The following is an 18,017-nucleotide window of genomic DNA, read 5'->3' as shown; positions in this document are numbered from 1 at the left end:
CTTTTAAGAACTAAGTGTTTGCAGAATTACCATATGGCCCTAATATACCGGGGGGCTTTGTTATTGGTACTTATGCAAATGATCAACCTTAAGCTTTTCGCACAAAAGGAGGTCGATCTACCCTTTGGAAACAATTTTCAGTTCGAAACGCTGATGACCGACCTGAAGACCATGGTCACCGAACCGGTATATATTACTGTTAGTGACAAGCATATTTACCAGGTATTTGATAAGTTTAAGAAAAACAAGAAAGTCGTATTTACACCTATAAGTCCTATCCTCCTTGGTGTTAAGCTTAACCCAAAGCTTACCCAATATTACGCTAATTCGGTTCAATCACTATCCAAGGACTATCAAACTTTTGTCATAGCCGACAGTTCCGAAGCTATACTGATCGCGATGGGGATTAACGCCGGGAATATACGGGATTATCGATATCACGTGATCGTCAATGACAGTACCGAGGTAGTGCCCTGGTCGTTCATACCCAGGTTAGCACAAGGTTATGGCGCCAGGCAGCCTTATGGTTTTATCGGCAAATTTAAAGCGCCGGGCAGTCGGTTGGTGGTGGAGGTTGTCAACATCAAGAATTACAGTATCCGCGAAGGCCTGATCCTGGATTGGCGCAGGAGTTTCAAACCGGTATTAGCCGAGATAAGGTTAAGTACGCCTGCTGCTTATTTTAATCTGGGCCGATCTCAACTCAATCGTGGCTATGCCACCAGATTTGACCGGTCAGGTATCCCTATTGACCTGCATTTTTACGCGGATAGTGTTGCCCGGATCATCTTACAGTTAAAAAGGCAGGAAACATTATTACACTCAGCCTATCTGATCAAAACGATCAATGGCCGGAAAGATACCTCTGAATGGCTTGGTTTTGTAGACCGGTATGGTTTCTTCCAGCTCGACAGATCTGCGTTTACCGCCGCCGGTCATTATGAACTGATCATCAAAAAACAAGAGCGGAGGGTCCTTTGGAAGGAGGGGGATATGTTGCGTATCCCCTTTGAGGTATTGCCGCCACCTCTGCTGGCAAAAAAGCTAACTTTAAAACTGTTTTTATTGGTTTGTGGTGGTATGGCCGTCGTGTTTGTGATCTACTTGTTGTATAGCAAACGCATATTGCAGCGCACACAACAGCAAGAGGCCGCCACGCAATTAAAGCTGAGATCCCTCCGTTCACAATTGAACCCGCATTTTATGTTCAACGCGCTAAGTTCTATTCAAAACCTGGTCAACAAAAATGAACTGCTGCAGGCTAATCTTTACCTCTCCAAATTTGCCGGGCTTACCCGTAAAGTTCTAAATAGTACAGTACAAGAGCTGATCAGCCTGGAAGAAGAACTGATCATTGCAGATGATTACCTGCAAATGGAGCAGCTGCGTTTCGGTTTTGCCTATCAAATAACAGTTGATCCTGCGCTCAGTCAAACCAATATTGATATCCCGGCAATGATAATCCAGCCCTTTATCGAAAACTCGGTGAAACACGGTATTGCTACCTTAAAAAAGGCCGGTTTGATCCGGTTGCACGTTTTTACTAAGGGATATGATCTTATCCTTTCGGTGGAGGACAACGGCAAAGGATTTGATACCCATAAGATCCGGTCAGAAGGTTCTTTTGGGTTGAAGCTCAGCCAGGAAAGGATTAGTTTGCTTAATCAGATCTACAAACATCAGCCTGCTGAATTGAATATTACTTCCAGGCCGGGCCAAACCACTATACTCATCACTTTAACAAACTGGATCTGATATGAATATTAATGCAGTAATTATTGACGACGAGCCTCACAATATAGAGAACCTGCAGGGGATCTTAACTAAATGGTGCACGGGGGTAACGATCAACGGTACAGCCGAAGATGTGGAAAGCGGCATAGCGCTGATCAGGAATACGGCACCTGATCTGGTTTTCCTGGATATCCAGCTAACGGAAAGTTCGGGATTCGACGTACTGAAGGCTTTTACTACCATTACATTCGAGGTGATCTTTGTTACCGCCTATGATCATTACGGCATACAAGCCATCAAATTTTCGGCGCTTGATTACTTGCTCAAGCCGATCAACGTATCGGAATTACAGCAGGCCGTAGAAAAAGCCAAATCGCGCCTTGCAGCGCGTGAGCAAAATCTGAGTATCGCGAACCTTGTCAGCTTCTTTCAAAAATCACAGCAGGAGTTTCCCAAGATAGCCTTACCCACGTCCCGGGAAACCCGTTACGTAAAGGTCGATCAGATCATCCGTTGCGAGGCATCTAATAATTATACTACCTTTTTTATTCAGGGCGGCGACCAGGTACTGGTCTCTAAAACGCTGAAGGAATTCGAGGAACTTTTAAAGCCTTACGATTTTCAGCGGACGCATCAATCACACCTGGTCAACCTGCAGTATGTTAAAAGCTTTTTAAAAGAAGATAACGGCATGCTGCTGATGGACGACCGGTCTAAAATACCCATATCCCGGCAAAGCCTGGAAACGGTCAAAAAAGCGTTGAATGCCATGAGCTGATCCGCTTTATCTACTAACAATTCTTATCTAAATATCCATGAAAAAATTAATCTTATTACTCATGGCTGCCTTTGTTGTGGCCATTGCTTTTGGTAAGCCACAGGAAATGGGCACTGTTATCATAACCGGGAAAGTGATCAATGTTTCGCCGGCCACGCCTAAAGTAGTCAAATTCAACTTCTGTAACCCCCTGATACCGGGCGGAAAGAGTGTGCAATTGAACCACCGGGATGAGTTTGTGGTGAGCGAGCATATGCTGTATACACAAAATATGACGGTCCATTACCTCAACAATTTTATCAATCTCTATGTGCAGCCAGGCGATTCTATACATCTTACTATTGATGCGGCTTTACTGGACAAGCCCAATTTCGCCTGGCTGCGCATTAGCGGTGATCATGCGGTTTTCAGCACCCAATTAAATTCATGCGTGGACTACCTGTATAAGTTGCCTGTACATCACAATAACCCTGCGCTGGAGCCGGCCGCTATGCTGGTAGCTGTTCAGCAAGACTACCAGCGTTATGTAAGGAAGATCGATCAATATGCGGTAGAGCATCAGCTTTCCAAAGCAGTGGTAAACTGGGCAAAAAGGGATGTAAAATACCTGATCGCGAACGATATCGGGGATTACGGTAATACAGGGAAGTACCGTCTCCCGGCCGAGCGCATCGCGCGTATTCAATTTTATACCGAATCGTTTTTTGACATCTATGATCCGGCTAATTTCCAGTCGATGATGTTCCCCTATCATCTCAGCAATTATATTTATTATAAAATACGGACCGACAGCACCATTGATCAGGCCGCTAAACAAGGCCGTATCGCTGAGGCGGAGCAAAGGGCCGTGCGCATCATCCTGAAAGAACCGGCCGGCGAATGCCGGGACTATATGCTGTATAATCATTTGGCGGGTACAGTAAGTCAATTTCCGGGGATATTGGATTCCCTTGCAAACGCCGGGCAATGGTTTACAAAAGCCGTTTATTACGATGCTTTAAAAAGCCTGTCGGAAAAGATCACCAAACCCAGTTTCCCTCCAACCAAGATCAATGGCGTGAACTATTTGGATCAAAATAAGGTGATTGATTTACCGCCGACAGATATATTCACTCATTTCCGCTCCAAATATCCAGGGAAAGTGGTGTATGTGGATATTTACGCTACCTGGTGCGGACCCTGCCTGGAGGAGATGAAAAGTACGCCGGCGCTTTATCGTGCGATGCAGGGTAAGGACATCGTCTTTGTCAACCTTTGCCTGCAATCAACAGAAATTAAGTGGCAGGCCTTAGTCAAAGAAAAACACCTGGAAGGTGAAAATTATTTCTTCAGCGATGATGCCACCAAACTATTCATGGGTACCTATCGATTATCAGGCTATCCATCCTTTATCCTGATCAACAAGCAGGGGCAAATAATAACAACAAATGCGCCAAGGCCCTCTGACAGGGCGTCTATAACCAAAGCGATTACTCAATTGTTACAAGAAAAATAACATATAGCCCCTTAGCCGCTACAAATCTATTGTCGATGAGAAGATTTTAGACGTTAAATAAAAGTGTTAAATTTCCAATTTACGGTCCGAATACCATGCAGTTAGGGGCGCATGATAGAGCTCGGATCAACTGTTTCGAAAAGATTTAATTGAGATAATAATCTTAAGTTTTCCAGCAAATGGTTCGAATTATGTCCAGTCTGGGGAACATGGCGATGAAGCGGCCAGGTTAAGCGCAGCGAACGGTCCGCTTCGTCTAAAGGGTAGGCGTTCGGCTTACGGGATCTTGCTGCGCGCCCGGAATCTTGATCTCTATAAATTTTTGCCCGACGAAAACGCGAATGATCCTGAATTTGATCGGGATTTTATGGCAACCACCTTGCCTGAAACAATTTCGGTCGCCATGAAAGCATTGATAGCCTTTGACCATTATTTTTCAGCCACCAGGGAGGTATGTCGACGGCGCGCGTGAAGGCTTCATCTAAAGACAATCACAAATGCCCTTTTTACACCTGCTGTGACTTAAAAGATCGGCAGGATAATAGTGATATTTGCTGCGCAAAACCTTGGAGGATGTATGAAATTCAATTCCAACGTGACAAAAAGTATTGTTGGTATGCCATCGGCGTTTTGGAAGCCAAGGGGCATACCGTTCGGCGAAACTGAACCGTCATCCCTGCGAATTTTGAAATAAGTATTTAGAAAGGTCAGTATCCCCATTAATTAGCTTTTTTGACAAAAAAATCCTCTTTATACAGTTCTTTGTAACTGAGTTCTACATCGTTTAAAAAAATCATAAAATCGTAATTTCTTGACCTGAAAAGATCATAAGTCCATTGAAGTGCTTTTTGAAAATGCTTCTTGGACTTATCATATCTTCTTAATGTTAACAGATTCATGTGTATCATGCCGCCTGCAAGCCTAACATTATCCAAGTCCAAGTGACAAGCTATAAGCATTGTTAGTGTGTCTGATGCCGATAACCATATGTCGTTGTCATCTGACAACAGAGCCGTTTGAATTTCTATTGCTTCGTTTAGTGGGATCAACGCATCCTTTAAACTCCCTCGATCACCTAACATTTTGCCTTTCTTTACCAGGACATCAGCAAACGGAAGTTTATAGAAATCTTTATCCTTTGTAACTATATTTCTGTAGATCGTGATCGCTAAGTCGATAGACTTCTCGAATTCAGGATCGTCGAGATCATGTTGTACATAGGCTATGTTTGTAAGGATATTTGCTCTTAAACTGCTAACAGCAAGTTTTTCATCATCTAGCCCACCTTCCGCGATCGCTAAAGCCTTTTTAAAATCCTCCAGTGCTCTTTCCAAGTTTCCCATCGATCTGTAAAGTCCTGCTCTATTATTGTATACAGACAATTTTGATGACTCAAAAGAGGGATTCTTTAACGCTAACTTTTCTTTGATCGACAAAGATTCGTTGTAGGAAACTTCCGATAGATCGTATTTTCTCTGTTCAGCATAAATTACTCCAAGATCCATGTAGGCCTTGGCTATATTGACTTGGTATTTCTCTGGTAATAATTCTGAATGTTTTCTATATCGATCCAATCCCGAAAGCAAAATTTCTTCGGCTTCGTCTAATTCGCCAAATTCTCTCTTACATGCGCCAAAATGACAAAGCAGATTAGTTAATACTGGCCCAAAAGCATTTTCAGACTCTTTAGCCAATGCTTCTGCAAGTGTAATACCGTGTTTATATATCCTTTCCGCTTCATTTTTCGCGCGAGCTTTTTGTAACACCTGCCCGAGCGTAAGATATATTTCAACTAACGGTTCAAGTACTTCAACCGTGGGTGACTCATATTCTTTAATGATATCAACTGCTTCCTTACAGTATCTCTCCGCAATTATGTATTGTGATCGCATAAAATGAATCTGAGCGAACTTATTTAATAGCCTTGCTTTGCGTAATTTAATTGCAGCGGTGGGGGCTTTTTCTATTGCCAGGTCCCAAAGAAGCAGCGCTTGATCATAAAATTCTCCGGCATTATAAAGATCATGGTATTCTAACCAATAGTCTCCAAGGTTAGTAAGGGAATGCGCAGTGTCCTCCGCTGATTTTAAACCATCTTTATACATCCCGTAGTCAGTTTTTGCCGCGAGTTCTAAGAACCCTAACGCATCTTCAAGATTGTTGAGTTTCATTTCAATTACGCCAATGTTTCCGATCACCGTCGCGGCCGAGGAAATAGCAAATTGATCTTTGTTATCTCTAAAAGGTATGATGATTTCGTAAGCTTTCCCCAAAAAACTTTTAGCTTTTGTCAAATCGTTATTTTTAAAATAATCCACACCGATGACGTTAAATATCAGTGCTATTTGGACGGTATTTTGTTCCTCGGAGGTAAGCCTACCTACGAAATGTTCAAAGTATGGAATGTGGTTTTTCGATTTTAATAATGTTAAACCTTCCATGATTAATTTTTTGTAGCGAGTTTATAAAATGTCTGGAGCAATGGCTGAACGTCTTTCAAACTTGGATTTAATTTATAAAATATCATCTCTTGGATCAATCGATGCATTTTGCATGAATTGTTCTCTACATAAAGCCAACCTTTTTCGCTTAATTGAGATATAGTCCTGTTGAACTGTCTCAGATCCTTTTCCGGGATATTTAACCACTCCGCCAATAATTTCACTTCATAAAATTCAGACGGTAGGTAATAAAAATATTTAAGCGTACTGATCTCTGCATCACTGAATTTGGCCATATCAAATGTCATTATAAGTTGTTCAAATAGTGTTGTTGACATTCCTGGCTTTGATATTTTGATCAATTCATTGATGTTAGGGTCATGTAGTTCATGATTCCTAAACTTCAATTCGATATCAGACACACTAATAAATCCTTTTGACGCAGTAATAGTCTTACTAATTAATTCCGTCATAAGCGTATGATAGTCAATCAATTTTAGTAAAGTACCAACTTCTTCCTCGTCAATTATTGCAGGATGCCAATAACGGAATAGTTTAATGGTGTTTGTAGGACTTAACGATGTGAGTTCCCGGGTTTGGAATCCGTCGATTTCCTCTCGACTTGAGATCAGAGTTCTCCAAGTTGGAGGGCTTGGGATAATATCGATCAACTTAACTACGCTTTCATCAGCATTGTCAATGACCATTAAGTTAAGTCCGGGAATATTCTGTAATTGAAACATAATTTGCCTGCACTTGAACATATTGGTTGCATCCTCATTGAATGTGAGCCCCAGGTTTTCAATCAAAATATCATCTCCAGCAACCAAATTAACAAAGCGTTCCGGATCACTTAGAGTCAACTCTTCGTTATTGGAGAACTCAAAAAAAACGATGTGATTGAACTGTTCTCGATATTTTCTTAAATAAGCTTTCAGAAACGTTGACTTTCCGATACCCCCAATTCCTTTAATTAAAATGTTACTTTCACAATTTACTAAATCTTCGTTCAATAATTCTAAATCCTCATTTCGCCCTATCACCTCCCCCAAGTATTGTGGCAGAATATTAAGGGATTTTCTCTCAACAGCGGTAGTACCTTGGGTAGATAATGATGAGATTTCTCTTCTGATCGTGATCAATTCATTTTTTAAATCATCGATCTTGAATTCAGATCTCTGTGCGATAACAAATGTCTCTGTTGTTGTATGATCGATTTGCTTTAAGCTGGTTTTTAAAGTCTTTATCCAACGATCTAGTTTCGGCCCGAGCTTTTCAATACTTCCAAGTTTTGGGAAATACTTTTCAGGGTCGTTTAAAACTTTGGCCATATCAAGTCGAATATTTTCGGTTTCGATCTTAATATCTGATAACAAACGCATTTGAAATGCTAATTGCGCTTCCGCATTACCACTGTCCTTAAGTAGGGCTGCGAACTTCAAAGCCATTAGTTCAAACCAATCGATAAATTTACCATCTAAAAACCACCCATTAATGATCATCTCGTTCAACTTAGCGGGAAAGGCGTTTAAGCCTAAATCTTGCTGAAGCTGTACCACGTAACGTGATTTTATTTCAGCGGATAGTCGATTTCTAAATTGAATAATATTTTCTTGATTTGCAGAAGAAGCCGCTAACAACCCTTCGATCCTTCCGTAAGCTTCATCGTGTTCTAACTCTGGGTATGGCAATTCAAGTATAGCTTCTTGATTATTTAGATAGACGTCGAATGTTGCCCTAAATGCATCATTTTCGATCCCGAGTGGCCATTCGCCGGTTAGCCGCTCCATAGTTTCTGCTTCACTTAAGAATGCCTCAAATAAAGCCTGCGAGGCGAATAAACTCGCCTTTTTAAGCATTCTACCGAGATGTTCGTTAACGGGAAGACCATTTTGGTCTACCTTAGGTTTTAGGCCATCTAACACGGGATCAATGATGTGATTTACCGTCATGGCATCTACGCGATTTCCGATAAATCCCCCTAACGCGGAGCTGCCTATAAATGCGGAAATAGTCCCTAAGGTGAGTGTTATTACCATAATTTTGCTCTGGTGACTGTGATTTCTACAAAGGCTTAAAATAATAATAGTCCGCTGAAATGTTGTAATGTTTGCGGAAATTATTGCGACTATAAAATTGATATCTAAGGCATGAAAAACATTCTTCTAATTGGAAAACGGCCTGTCGAGTATGGTTTTATTATTGGAAGAAATTAACTGCGTTTTAAGCCCTCGGATCTCCTGCTGCATGTCATTCAGCGTTCTATAGATTTGACCAATCCGCTGGTCCAGTAAGCCCAAAAATCTGCGGTTACTGTATTGCTCTAATTCCTCCATTTTGATTGCCAGAGCCTTATTCAGCAACTCGCGGTTAACCATCCGCTGATCAGGGTCTTTCAATTGCGAGCAGCGACATATTTCCGACAGTAAAACCTCCATTAAGAAGGCGGGTTGTTTATCGTCAAATTTCGGATTGCTTAATAGGGCTAAAATTTGATTGTAGAGCATTTCTACTGCTGCTTCCGGGACTTGTCCTGAAAAATCCCAGCTAATTCGTTTGATGAAGTCTGTTAAAAGTTGAGTGGTAATCTCGTCGTTAATGGAATTGAAATAAGCCTTGATCTCATTTTTATGATTAGCGGGAAGGGAGTCTGATGATAAATGACCATCCCTTAGAACTGTGGAATTTCGTCTTATCAATTGGAGAAAGGACAATGCGCGCCTCAACATTAGCGATCAGTTGCACAGTGTTTTCGGCGCGCAAAGTCATTGTTGGTTATATAATAAAACTCACAATCAACTTGGCGATTTCTCCAATTTGATCTTCCAGGGTTCTGGCTGGCTGTGCAACATTAATATAGGCACGATTAGATTTTGATTTTCTACATCCATTTTTCCCAATGCCAAACGCTCTTTGTAGCGCGGTTTTGCAAGCAACCTTACATTAGTCCGATTGTGGCTAATCGGTATCTTAGCGGGAGCAGGACTCGAATCTTAAACAGTATTTAAACAACTCTAAATTTCTTCGATTCTTTTGCTTCTTTTCTTCCAACAAATCAAGGTCGGGAATACTAAGGTTAAATAATTTTATGTTAACTAATTTTTAAAAGGAATATTTTGCAATCTTTTAATAAATGTTTCAATTTCAATACGTTGATAATTGTTATGGCGCGGCCAACAATCTTAAATCATCTAAAAAGAGGTTCGAAAAGCTTCCTCTACGAGCTACGTAATAATAATAGTTATAGATGGTGTATCTGTAATGTATTTTTTGTAATTTGGGTTAGCTTTGAACATTACAATAAATATGATGAATGCAAAACCTACGATGGCTGAGTGCCTCACAAATGTTTATCAGGCATCTGATTCCTGCGCAGAAGGTAATTGTTTATATCGAGGTGAAGATAGTTTATATCCTACTACATATTCGTCCCATTATCGCCTGTTCTTTAAATCTAACCGCTTCACAGATAGTCAAACACAAGCAGTCAAGGAACGGTTATTGATAATCGCGCAAATGATGGAAGTAATTGGGCTTGGTAAGCCCCTTTTTTCATCCGAAACAGATGGTGCGAAGCACGTTGAGGATTCCTCATTTCAATCTATAAACGAGGTGATTTACTGCTTTATGCAACATTATCACTTAGCTACACCGTTTATTGATTTGACAACTGATATTGAAATTGCAGCTGCTTTTGCAACCTTCGGCGCGGCTAAGGAAAATCCGTCTAAAAAGAAACAAGGAGTGATATATTTATTGAACAAATCAGAGCTTGAAAATAACGGATACCGAATTACTGCTTCAGGCTATTCTAAAGCGAGACGCCCTATTGTACAAAAGGCTGTATCACTTTTCTTGGATCATGATACTGACTTCCAAATGCTACCAACTTCAGTTATAAGCCGTTTTGAATTCGAAGACACATGTGATAATTTGTCGAGATATGATAAACCAGAAATTTATAATGCATTAAATGATAAAATCGCCGAAGAGGTTGCCAGATTATCATATAGATGTGCTTATGGGGATTTGGCATCCGACGATCCAAGTCATGGAAGAGTTTCGAAGTATTTTGAAGACATTGCGTACCTCCTCGCTGATGCAGGCGCTATTCCACGGTCCTAGATTTTTACTGTTTGGAAAATACGAGGCAAAAGGAAAAATCAGGCAAAAGGATATCTATTACTTAGCCCTAGGGGAATGTTTTCGAACCCCTTTCTCGCAGATTTAAGAATTTTAGCTGCGTCCTGATTTTACCTAATGCTTTGATTTGCAATTCCTTAAAATTTCATGCAATTTAATTTATACGTAATTTCACTTAACATAAATATGTTTTGAGTGTTGCGCTACGGACTTCTTTTCTTGTAAAAAAAGAAGCAAAAAAACTAAGCTATAAAGATTTTGAGGATTTACATTGATTTAGCTGGTCTTGTTTTTTTGCGAAGGTATTGTATTTGCCCTCCCCCATGGTAGTGTTATAAAACAAAAAGCAACCCAGAGATAGGTTGCTTAAATTATGTATGTACTTGGAGCTCTGCTGCTATGCGCCGGTAAATTATTGGTTATGATTATTTATGAATGCTCAAATTAGATAACCACTATTACTACTCGTGTACGATCACCATACTTTTTACCCATAATTTGTGCACCTCCTTCCAAAATCGTTATAGACTTTGGAACCGATTTTGTGCTAATCGTACCCTCTTTTTTGATAACCCACTGTGAATTTGAAATCTTTTCAACCAAGTAGTAAGATTGTGGTGAAAATTTATTTACAGTTTCAATAATATTATTCAAACAACTTTTTTCTGAACATGTAATAACGCTTTCTCCTGAATATTTAAACTTTTCATTCTGTTTCAACGTGATGGTATCTGAATTCAAAGTAGATTTTGATACGGCCAGATCGCTACAGAATGATCTGCTTGTAAAAAAAGTTGCTGCAACTGCTACTAAAATAAACTTTTTCATATATTTTTTAAGGACGTGGTGATAGCATTATGACACAGTACCAATAACGTTTTGCTAATATAAATATTATCTTAAAATTAATTTGCATTGAAATTAAAAAATTTGTTTTTCTAAAAGAAATATTTTAATTTTACGTTACAACGCCTAAGCCATGAAAAACTATATATCATTCGTTTTCTATACTTGTTTAGTCCTTTTGGGAACTGCGTGTCAGAATACAATTAATTATGACTATCAGGAAAATCTTGAATCGTTTGTAAAAAAGGAAAGCGGATTTGATTTAGCAAAGGAGAAAAAATCGGTTGTGCTCATTCTACAAAACGAGGATTGCATTTGCACAAAAGAGGACATTGAATTGTCCAAATCCATTTATAACAGCTTGGAATACAAAGATTACAAGTTTAATGTAATTTTAAGCAGCAGAAAACACAAGTTCTTACGCGAAATTTCCCCAACCGCTGCCAAAAGACAAGTCAACATTATATATGATGAAAATAATCTGTTGATAAATAGTGGATATGTAGCCGTTACGGATCGGATAATAGTTTACAATGACGGTAAACCCACCTATTTCGCAGATATGCATGTCACTAAACCTAGCCAGATTAGGGAACAATTGCTTTAACTAATAGTATATATATCAATAATTCTTTAAATCAAACATTATGAAATCAAAATTCTTCTTATTGCTTGTTCCTTTTGGAATGCTGTTGTTAAGTTCATTTACACCTGCTACAACATTCACTCAGCAGATGTATAACACCGGCGTGTGTTCAAAGACAGATGCAAATGGGAATACTACATGGGGCAGCCAATGTAATAATCCAAACCCGGACGGGCCTTGTACCAGGCAAACCGAATGTAAGTACGAATAATGATAATACTGCATTTCATAAAAATTTATGAAATGCAGTATTATTTACTGGCCTAATCTTATCCGTAAACATTATCGTATTATATGCCAAACAAAAACTGGTTCAACCTTCCAGCGGGTCTAGTTGCATTTATTTTAATTTACTTCGTAAGCTGCAATGTCGAAAACAATTCGTTTAAATTAACGCCAACCGGTTATTCAAATTCCGGTTTTAAAATCGATACGTCAACACTTATTATAGATGCCGATACGCCTAAAGTTTTTACTTACAAAATATTTTCGGTAGATAAGGACGGTACGTTTGCCGGCTATAACGAATATGATCATAAAGTACATTTATATTCATTGGATCATAAAAAAGCATTTAGCAAATTTAGCTTAATTCCTAAATCGCTTTCTGGGACTCTTCCGTTTATTACAGGTTTATACCTTCAAAACAGAGATTCGATATTTGTTCTTTCTCGAACAGAAATAGGATTATACGATTATAAAGGAAATTTAAAAGAAACTTTTGTGATTAACGCCGTCGATGATTACTTTAAAGCAAATTACTTAATGGATTTTTCCGAAGCTTTAAGTTTTGAGTTTGATTCAAACTCAAAAAAGCTGTTGGTTCCTACTATTAATCCACTGGCAACCAACGTCAATCATTTTAATTACTCATTTATTACAGAAATCGACACCCGATTAAGGCGCTCTTTTAAAAGACTGCCAATTCAATGGAGCGAGCTATATAAAAATGGGTACTATGGATTTATGATAGATCCACAATATTCAATTTCTAATATTAATGGGCATAATTCTATTTTGTACAATTTTGTAGTCGAACCTAATGTATATGTTTTAGACTTAAAAACAGGTAAAGTTTCGATACATGGTGGTAAGCCTTCTAGTAAGTTACCATATAGTGAAGTCGCAAATCCTATTGATGGTAAATGGGCGCATTATGACGACAAAAAAATTGTTCATTTCCTTGAAAATGTGCGGTATTTTAAAATATTAAAAATCAAAGGAGGTTATATAAGAGCTTTCGAAGAACCAGTAAAATACTCAAAAAAATCAAACGGTCAGTTCCCCGATTTCAAGGATAAAAGAAGATTCATAACTGTATTTGATGAAACGTTCAAGGTTTTAGGAAACATTGACTTAAACGATAAATGGTATTTTCTGGGAAGGAGCTTTGTGGTAAATAACTCGATTTTTGTTCCTTATCCTTCAAAAAAAGATTTCCGATTTAAACAAATAAAAATAACATATATTAAAAATTAATCATTATGAAAACTAAACTTTTTTTACTTACAGCTGCAATATGCTGTACAGCTATTGGCAGCGTAAAATCTCAAAAAGCACAACCGAATGTCGTGCAATGGTACACTTGGGATACTGCGTTATGTTATAAAGAAACATCCACTGGAACTACAATGTATTCAAGATGCGTTACTCCTGCAACTGATGGGCCTTGCATTACTCAGCAGTCTTGCCCTCCTGGAAGTGAAACCGGTGGCTTCTAAATCTGATTTTCAGCTTAAATATTAGCTTCTAATTGGAGGAGAGGCTGTCTCAAAAAGTCCGAGGCAGCCTCTTTTTAATTGGTTTATACAGATAGAAGAATGTGGCAATTTCCGCTGATTGATTTAACAATTCGAATTTTACTTTTAACACAACCCCTTTCATTACTCACAGTTACTTTCATAGATTGATTTGATGAAGATATTTTATTCTTTTTTGCTTTTTTGTTCTTTCGCAATCTCAAGCTTTGGACAAAACAACGGTTTAATTAAAGGTAGAGTTATTGACACAGCAATTAAACAGGCAATTTTAAATTCAACTGTTACCGTATTCCGTGCTAAAGACTCTTTATTGCAGGCTTTTTCATATCCAGATAAGTTCGGGGCTTTCACTGTCAGCAATTTGCCTCAGGGACAGTATTTTCTCATGATAACTGCAAAGAATTACGTTGACCATATAGTATTATTAGAACTTAACTCTAACTCAATGCAAAAGGATGTTGGCCAAATTAGCTTGTTGCTTAAAACAACTTTTTTAAATGAAGTTCTTATTAAAGGTAAAGTTAAGTCGATAAAAATTAACGGTGACACGACAGAATACAATGCAAAAGCGTATGTAATCCAACCCAATGATAAAGTAGAGGACCTTCTTAAGCAATTGCCTGGAATTCAAATTGATGAAAACGGGAATATTAGCGCAAATGGACAAAAGATCAATAAGATATTGGTTGACGGCGAGGAATTTTTTGGAGATGACCCGACACTTGTAACGCGGAACATAAGAGCTGACATGGTGTCAAAAATCCAGCTTTACGATAAAAAAAGCGACCAAGCTACGTTTACAGGTATTGATGATGGCTCAAAAAAAAAGACTTTAAACGTCAAATTGAAGGAAGATAAGAAAAATGGAACATTTGGTAAAGTGAATGTTGGGATAGGCTCTCATGATATTTACAGCAATCAAGGGATTTATAATAGGTTTAAGTCGAATGAAAAATACTCTGCATATGTCACTGCTGCAAGTGACGGAAAAACAGGATTAAAATTTGGTGATAGCAATAATATTGGTGCATTAGGTAATGTTCAAATTGCGGAAGATGGGTTAATAACCACAACTGGGGATAATAACGTTTTAGATTCATTTAATGGAATGTATGATAACCGCGGTTTGCCGGAAGCTATAAACGGTGGAGCACATTTCGATAAAAAAATGGGCAATGGTAATCAAACCATTAATGCAAATTTTAAAATTGGGTCGTTTGATGTTAGTGGCTCGACAAATACCAGCACTTTGGTAACATTGCCAGTTGGTGCAATAAATGGATCATCTTTTCAAAAATTCTCGAACGAACTCAGTAGGCAAAAACTAGATGGGACATACCAGATAAAATTTGATGGTGCTACAACGTTAAAGGTGGCCTTGGATGAAACAGGCAAATCAGCTAAGTCGTTTAATAATTATGATTCACAACAAATATTAAACGGTTCTTTATTGAACGTTCAACGACGAACATTAGATAATAATAGTGATCAACAAATAGTAAATTTCGCTGCTCTATTGACGAGAAAATTCAAAAAAAATCGGAGGACCCTTGCCTTAACAATAGCTCGTTCCTCAAACGATGAATCAATTAAAAGCTATCTTAACTCAGAGATAGACTACTATCGTTTGAATACAACTCCCGATAGCATAGTTAAAGTAAATCAATACAAAACTAATAATTTATATAAGTCGACGTTAAGTACAAATATTGCTTATTCAGAACCAATAACGAAAAAAATATCTTTAACATTAAACTATGGATTTGGGACAAATAATTCTGAATCAAATCGCAAGTCTTTTAATCAATCTGCCTTAGGCACTTATGACTTAATAGATAAAGACTTTACTAACGACTATGTCTTTAAGCAACTCATTAATCAATTTGGCGCAATTCTAAACTTCTCATCAAATAACGTTCTGGTGAATTTGGGGAATAAAATTTCAATTATTGACTTCAATCAATCCGACAAAATACAGAACATTCAAACGAGTAGAACATTTTTGAATTACTATCCCCAAGCAAATTTTCAACTTAAACTCGCCCAAGAAACCTCTTTTAAATTCAATTATCTAGGAACCCCGTTAATACCGAGTATCGAAAAAATCCAACCGGTGCAAATTAATAATGATCCATTAAATGTAATCATTGGTAATCCAACTTTAAAGCCCTCTTTTACAAATAGCTTTAATTCTTCGTTTAGTTCTTTCAAAGAAATAACGGAAGAGAGTATGGAAATTTACGGCTCGTATGCTTTTACTGGAAATGATATAATTACGAAAACTTATACAGATAATTTTTCTGGTAAATCGATAACAAATTATGTTAATCTCAATGAAAATAATTCTCATAATTACTATATCAATTTAAATTATGGCAGAAAGTTGAAAAAATACAACATTGGAGTTAATCTCAATTTAAGCACTTCAGGGGATGTCTATTATTCCTATATAAACGATGAATTGGGTAAATCAAAAAATGGCAGTTACGAATTCAGCTTAGGGTTAAGTAAATATTTGGTCGAAAAATACAACTTAAGCTTTAACGTCGGGCCAATTTACAACATCAATCAATTCTCTTTGCAGCCAGGCAACAATAATGCTTGGGGAGTAAATACAAATGCGGCGATTTTAATATATCTGCCAGCTAAATTTCAACTGACTACTAATTTTAAATATAATTATTTAGCAAAAACTCCGCGGTTTGATTCCCAGAAACGAGCGATCTTAAATGCTTCGTTTAGTAAAACTTTTTTGCCGACAAATAAACTGAGAGCATCATTATTAGTAAATGACATCTTGAATCAATACGTGAATTTTTATCGAAATATATCTGACAATTCAATAATACAAAGCGAAACTAATGGCATCAGAAGGTATCTTTTATTGTCGGTTAGTTACGATTTTACCAAATTCAGATCTGTTAAGGAGAAATAAATTATGAGAATATTTTCAATCATTTTTTTGTTGTTTTTGTGTTTTCCGGCTGTCACCAGATCACAATCGGCACTTGGCCATTCCGGTGTTGTAGAATACGAGAAAAAAGTAAATATCCATGGAATTTTAAAAAAAACAATTGGAGGATCACAAGATGTGAATCAACAAGTTTATGATGATTATGTAAACAAAAACCCCCAGTTTGCAATTTTGAATAGTAGGCTGACATTTAGTACTGATGAGTGTTTGTTTGAGCCCTTAACAAGCCCGAATTTAAATAACAGTACGCTATTCGGGAAAATCCCCCTATCAGAGCAGATAAATATAACGTATTCGGACCTTAAACAAGGGTTGACGTGGACACGCAAAAATGCTTTTAACGAGCAGTTTCTAATAGAAAATACAAGGAAAATTCGTTGGAAGGTTACTAACGAATTAAGAGACGTGGCAGGGTTTAAATGCCGCCGGGCTAATGCAATAATTATGGATTCCATTTATGTTGTTGCTTTTTATACAGATGAAATTCACGTTTCTGGCGGCCCCGAAACTTTTGGTGGTTTGCCTGGGTTAATACTTGAAGTTGCATTGCCAAACGATAATATTCATTGGGTGGCAAAGCGTGTGAATTTTAATAGTAGTTCTCATCCAATAGTAAAGACAACTCAAGGCAAACCAATAACGGATACAGATTTCACAAAATTAGTTATCACACGTTTTCAATCAGATAAAAATCGTAAGAGAGCACGTCTAAACATAATTAATTATTTGCTTTGAAAGGACGGATTGGCAGAGGTGTGAAATACTGATACGAAAAAAATTCTGCGACTTTACTTCAAAAATAAACCTAATGGCTCAATTAAAGCAAGCCATGTTTTGGTCGGACCAAAACGCTTGCCGGGACACCCGTACCCGGTATGCTTTCACTTTGTTCTGCATAAAAATTTGGACAGGGAGCAGCAAATAAATACCTTTGAGTATGGCATAGTTGCCGGGCCGTTTTCACAGCCAATAAACGCGGGGTTGCCCTGCGGCCCTTGCGGGGTTTTAAATTGCTCATTGCCTTGAGCAATTCCATCAAACATTTTTTTGAGTACTTATGGCAAGGCCAAAAGTTTCTCCATCAGAAAAGCGGTCTTTAAAGATCACTTTCAGGGTAACCGAAAAACAACGGCAGCGATTGTTGACCCTTGCAGATTCGTGTGGTACTAAGCCAGGCGACTTGGTCAGGACTAAGATATT

At 38.1% G+C, this 18,017-nt stretch carries 14 protein-coding genes; 10 read left to right on the top strand and 4 right to left on the bottom strand.

Annotated features, from left to right (window positions below; all coding sequences use genetic code 11):
* Positions 1 to 78 precede the first annotated feature (78 nt).
* From IDJ77_RS26910 to IDJ77_RS26900, 3 genes are read left to right on the top strand one after another with little or no spacing between them, the layout of a single operon-like run.
* Positions 79 to 1,755 (top strand): histidine kinase, encoded by a 1,677-nt coding sequence (locus IDJ77_RS26910; RefSeq protein ID WP_191192101.1) that lies wholly within the window; start codon positions 79 to 81, stop codon positions 1,753 to 1,755.
* A gap of 1 nt (position 1,756) precedes the next feature.
* A complete protein-coding gene (locus IDJ77_RS26905) occupies positions 1,757 to 2,512 on the top strand; it encodes a LytR/AlgR family response regulator transcription factor (RefSeq protein ID WP_191192100.1) in 756 nt (251 codons plus the stop codon).
* Between the two features lie 37 nt (positions 2,513 to 2,549).
* On the top strand, positions 2,550 to 4,007 hold the full coding sequence (locus IDJ77_RS26900; protein WP_191192099.1) for a TlpA family protein disulfide reductase: 1,458 nt from the start codon (positions 2,550 to 2,552) through the stop codon (positions 4,005 to 4,007).
* 719 nt (positions 4,008 to 4,726) lie between these two features.
* Here IDJ77_RS26900 and IDJ77_RS26895 read toward each other — a convergent pair.
* The 3 genes from IDJ77_RS26895 to IDJ77_RS26885 all read right to left on the bottom strand — a co-directional run bounded on the left by IDJ77_RS26895 (position 4,727) and on the right by IDJ77_RS26885 (position 9,177).
* Complete coding sequence (locus IDJ77_RS26895) at positions 4,727 to 6,448, bottom strand: tetratricopeptide repeat protein (RefSeq protein ID WP_191192098.1); 1,722 nt, start codon at positions 6,446 to 6,448, stop codon at positions 4,727 to 4,729.
* A 2-nt stretch (positions 6,449 to 6,450) separates the two neighbouring features.
* Complete coding sequence (locus IDJ77_RS26890) at positions 6,451 to 8,487, bottom strand: hypothetical protein (RefSeq protein WP_191192097.1); 2,037 nt, start codon at positions 8,485 to 8,487, stop codon at positions 6,451 to 6,453.
* 126 nt (positions 8,488 to 8,613) lie between these two features.
* The gene (locus IDJ77_RS26885; RefSeq protein ID WP_191192096.1) at positions 8,614 to 9,177 is read right to left on the bottom strand and encodes a hypothetical protein; all 564 of its coding nucleotides are present in this window, start codon (positions 9,175 to 9,177) and stop codon (positions 8,614 to 8,616) included.
* A 577-nt stretch (positions 9,178 to 9,754) separates the two neighbouring features.
* Between IDJ77_RS26885 and IDJ77_RS26880 the strand changes: the two genes are divergently transcribed.
* On the top strand, positions 9,755 to 10,573 hold the full coding sequence (locus IDJ77_RS26880; protein ID WP_191192095.1) for an FRG domain-containing protein: 819 nt from the start codon (positions 9,755 to 9,757) through the stop codon (positions 10,571 to 10,573).
* Between the two features lie 462 nt (positions 10,574 to 11,035).
* Here the strand turns inward: IDJ77_RS26880 and IDJ77_RS26875 are convergent, their stop codons facing one another.
* Entirely contained in the window at positions 11,036 to 11,419 is a 384-nt protein-coding gene (locus IDJ77_RS26875) for a hypothetical protein (RefSeq protein WP_191192094.1), read from the bottom strand.
* Between the two features lie 151 nt (positions 11,420 to 11,570).
* Between IDJ77_RS26875 and IDJ77_RS26870 the strand changes: the two genes are divergently transcribed.
* The 6 genes from IDJ77_RS26870 (at position 11,571) to IDJ77_RS26845 (ending at position 17,552) form a co-directional block, all read left to right on the top strand.
* Entirely contained in the window at positions 11,571 to 12,044 is a 474-nt protein-coding gene (locus IDJ77_RS26870) for a hypothetical protein (RefSeq protein WP_191192093.1), read from the top strand.
* A 40-nt stretch (positions 12,045 to 12,084) separates the two neighbouring features.
* Positions 12,085 to 12,294 carry a hypothetical protein gene (locus IDJ77_RS26865; protein WP_191192092.1) on the top strand — a complete coding sequence of 70 codons (210 nt, stop codon included), beginning with the start codon at positions 12,085 to 12,087 and terminating at the stop codon, positions 12,292 to 12,294.
* An 83-nt stretch (positions 12,295 to 12,377) separates the two neighbouring features.
* The gene (locus IDJ77_RS26860) at positions 12,378 to 13,562 is read left to right on the top strand and encodes a hypothetical protein (RefSeq protein WP_191192091.1); all 1,185 of its coding nucleotides are present in this window, start codon (positions 12,378 to 12,380) and stop codon (positions 13,560 to 13,562) included.
* 5 nt (positions 13,563 to 13,567) lie between these two features.
* Positions 13,568 to 13,804 (top strand): hypothetical protein, encoded by a 237-nt coding sequence (locus IDJ77_RS26855; protein WP_191192090.1) that lies wholly within the window; start codon positions 13,568 to 13,570, stop codon positions 13,802 to 13,804.
* Positions 13,805 to 13,997: 193 nt separating this feature from the next.
* Positions 13,998 to 16,778 (top strand): TonB-dependent receptor, encoded by a 2,781-nt coding sequence (locus IDJ77_RS26850; RefSeq protein WP_191192089.1) that lies wholly within the window; start codon positions 13,998 to 14,000, stop codon positions 16,776 to 16,778.
* Positions 16,779 to 16,781: 3 nt separating this feature from the next.
* Positions 16,782 to 17,552 (top strand): GLPGLI family protein, encoded by a 771-nt coding sequence (locus tag IDJ77_RS26845; protein ID WP_191192088.1) that lies wholly within the window; start codon positions 16,782 to 16,784, stop codon positions 17,550 to 17,552.
* Positions 17,553 to 18,017: the final 465 nt, after the last annotated feature.

This window comes from Mucilaginibacter pankratovii (assembly GCF_014773265.1).
In the GTDB taxonomy this organism is placed as follows: Bacteria; Bacteroidota; Bacteroidia; order Sphingobacteriales; family Sphingobacteriaceae; genus Mucilaginibacter; species Mucilaginibacter pankratovii.
The sequence above is the reverse complement of the archived record's forward strand: the minus strand, read 5'-3'. Positions and strand labels throughout refer to the sequence as shown.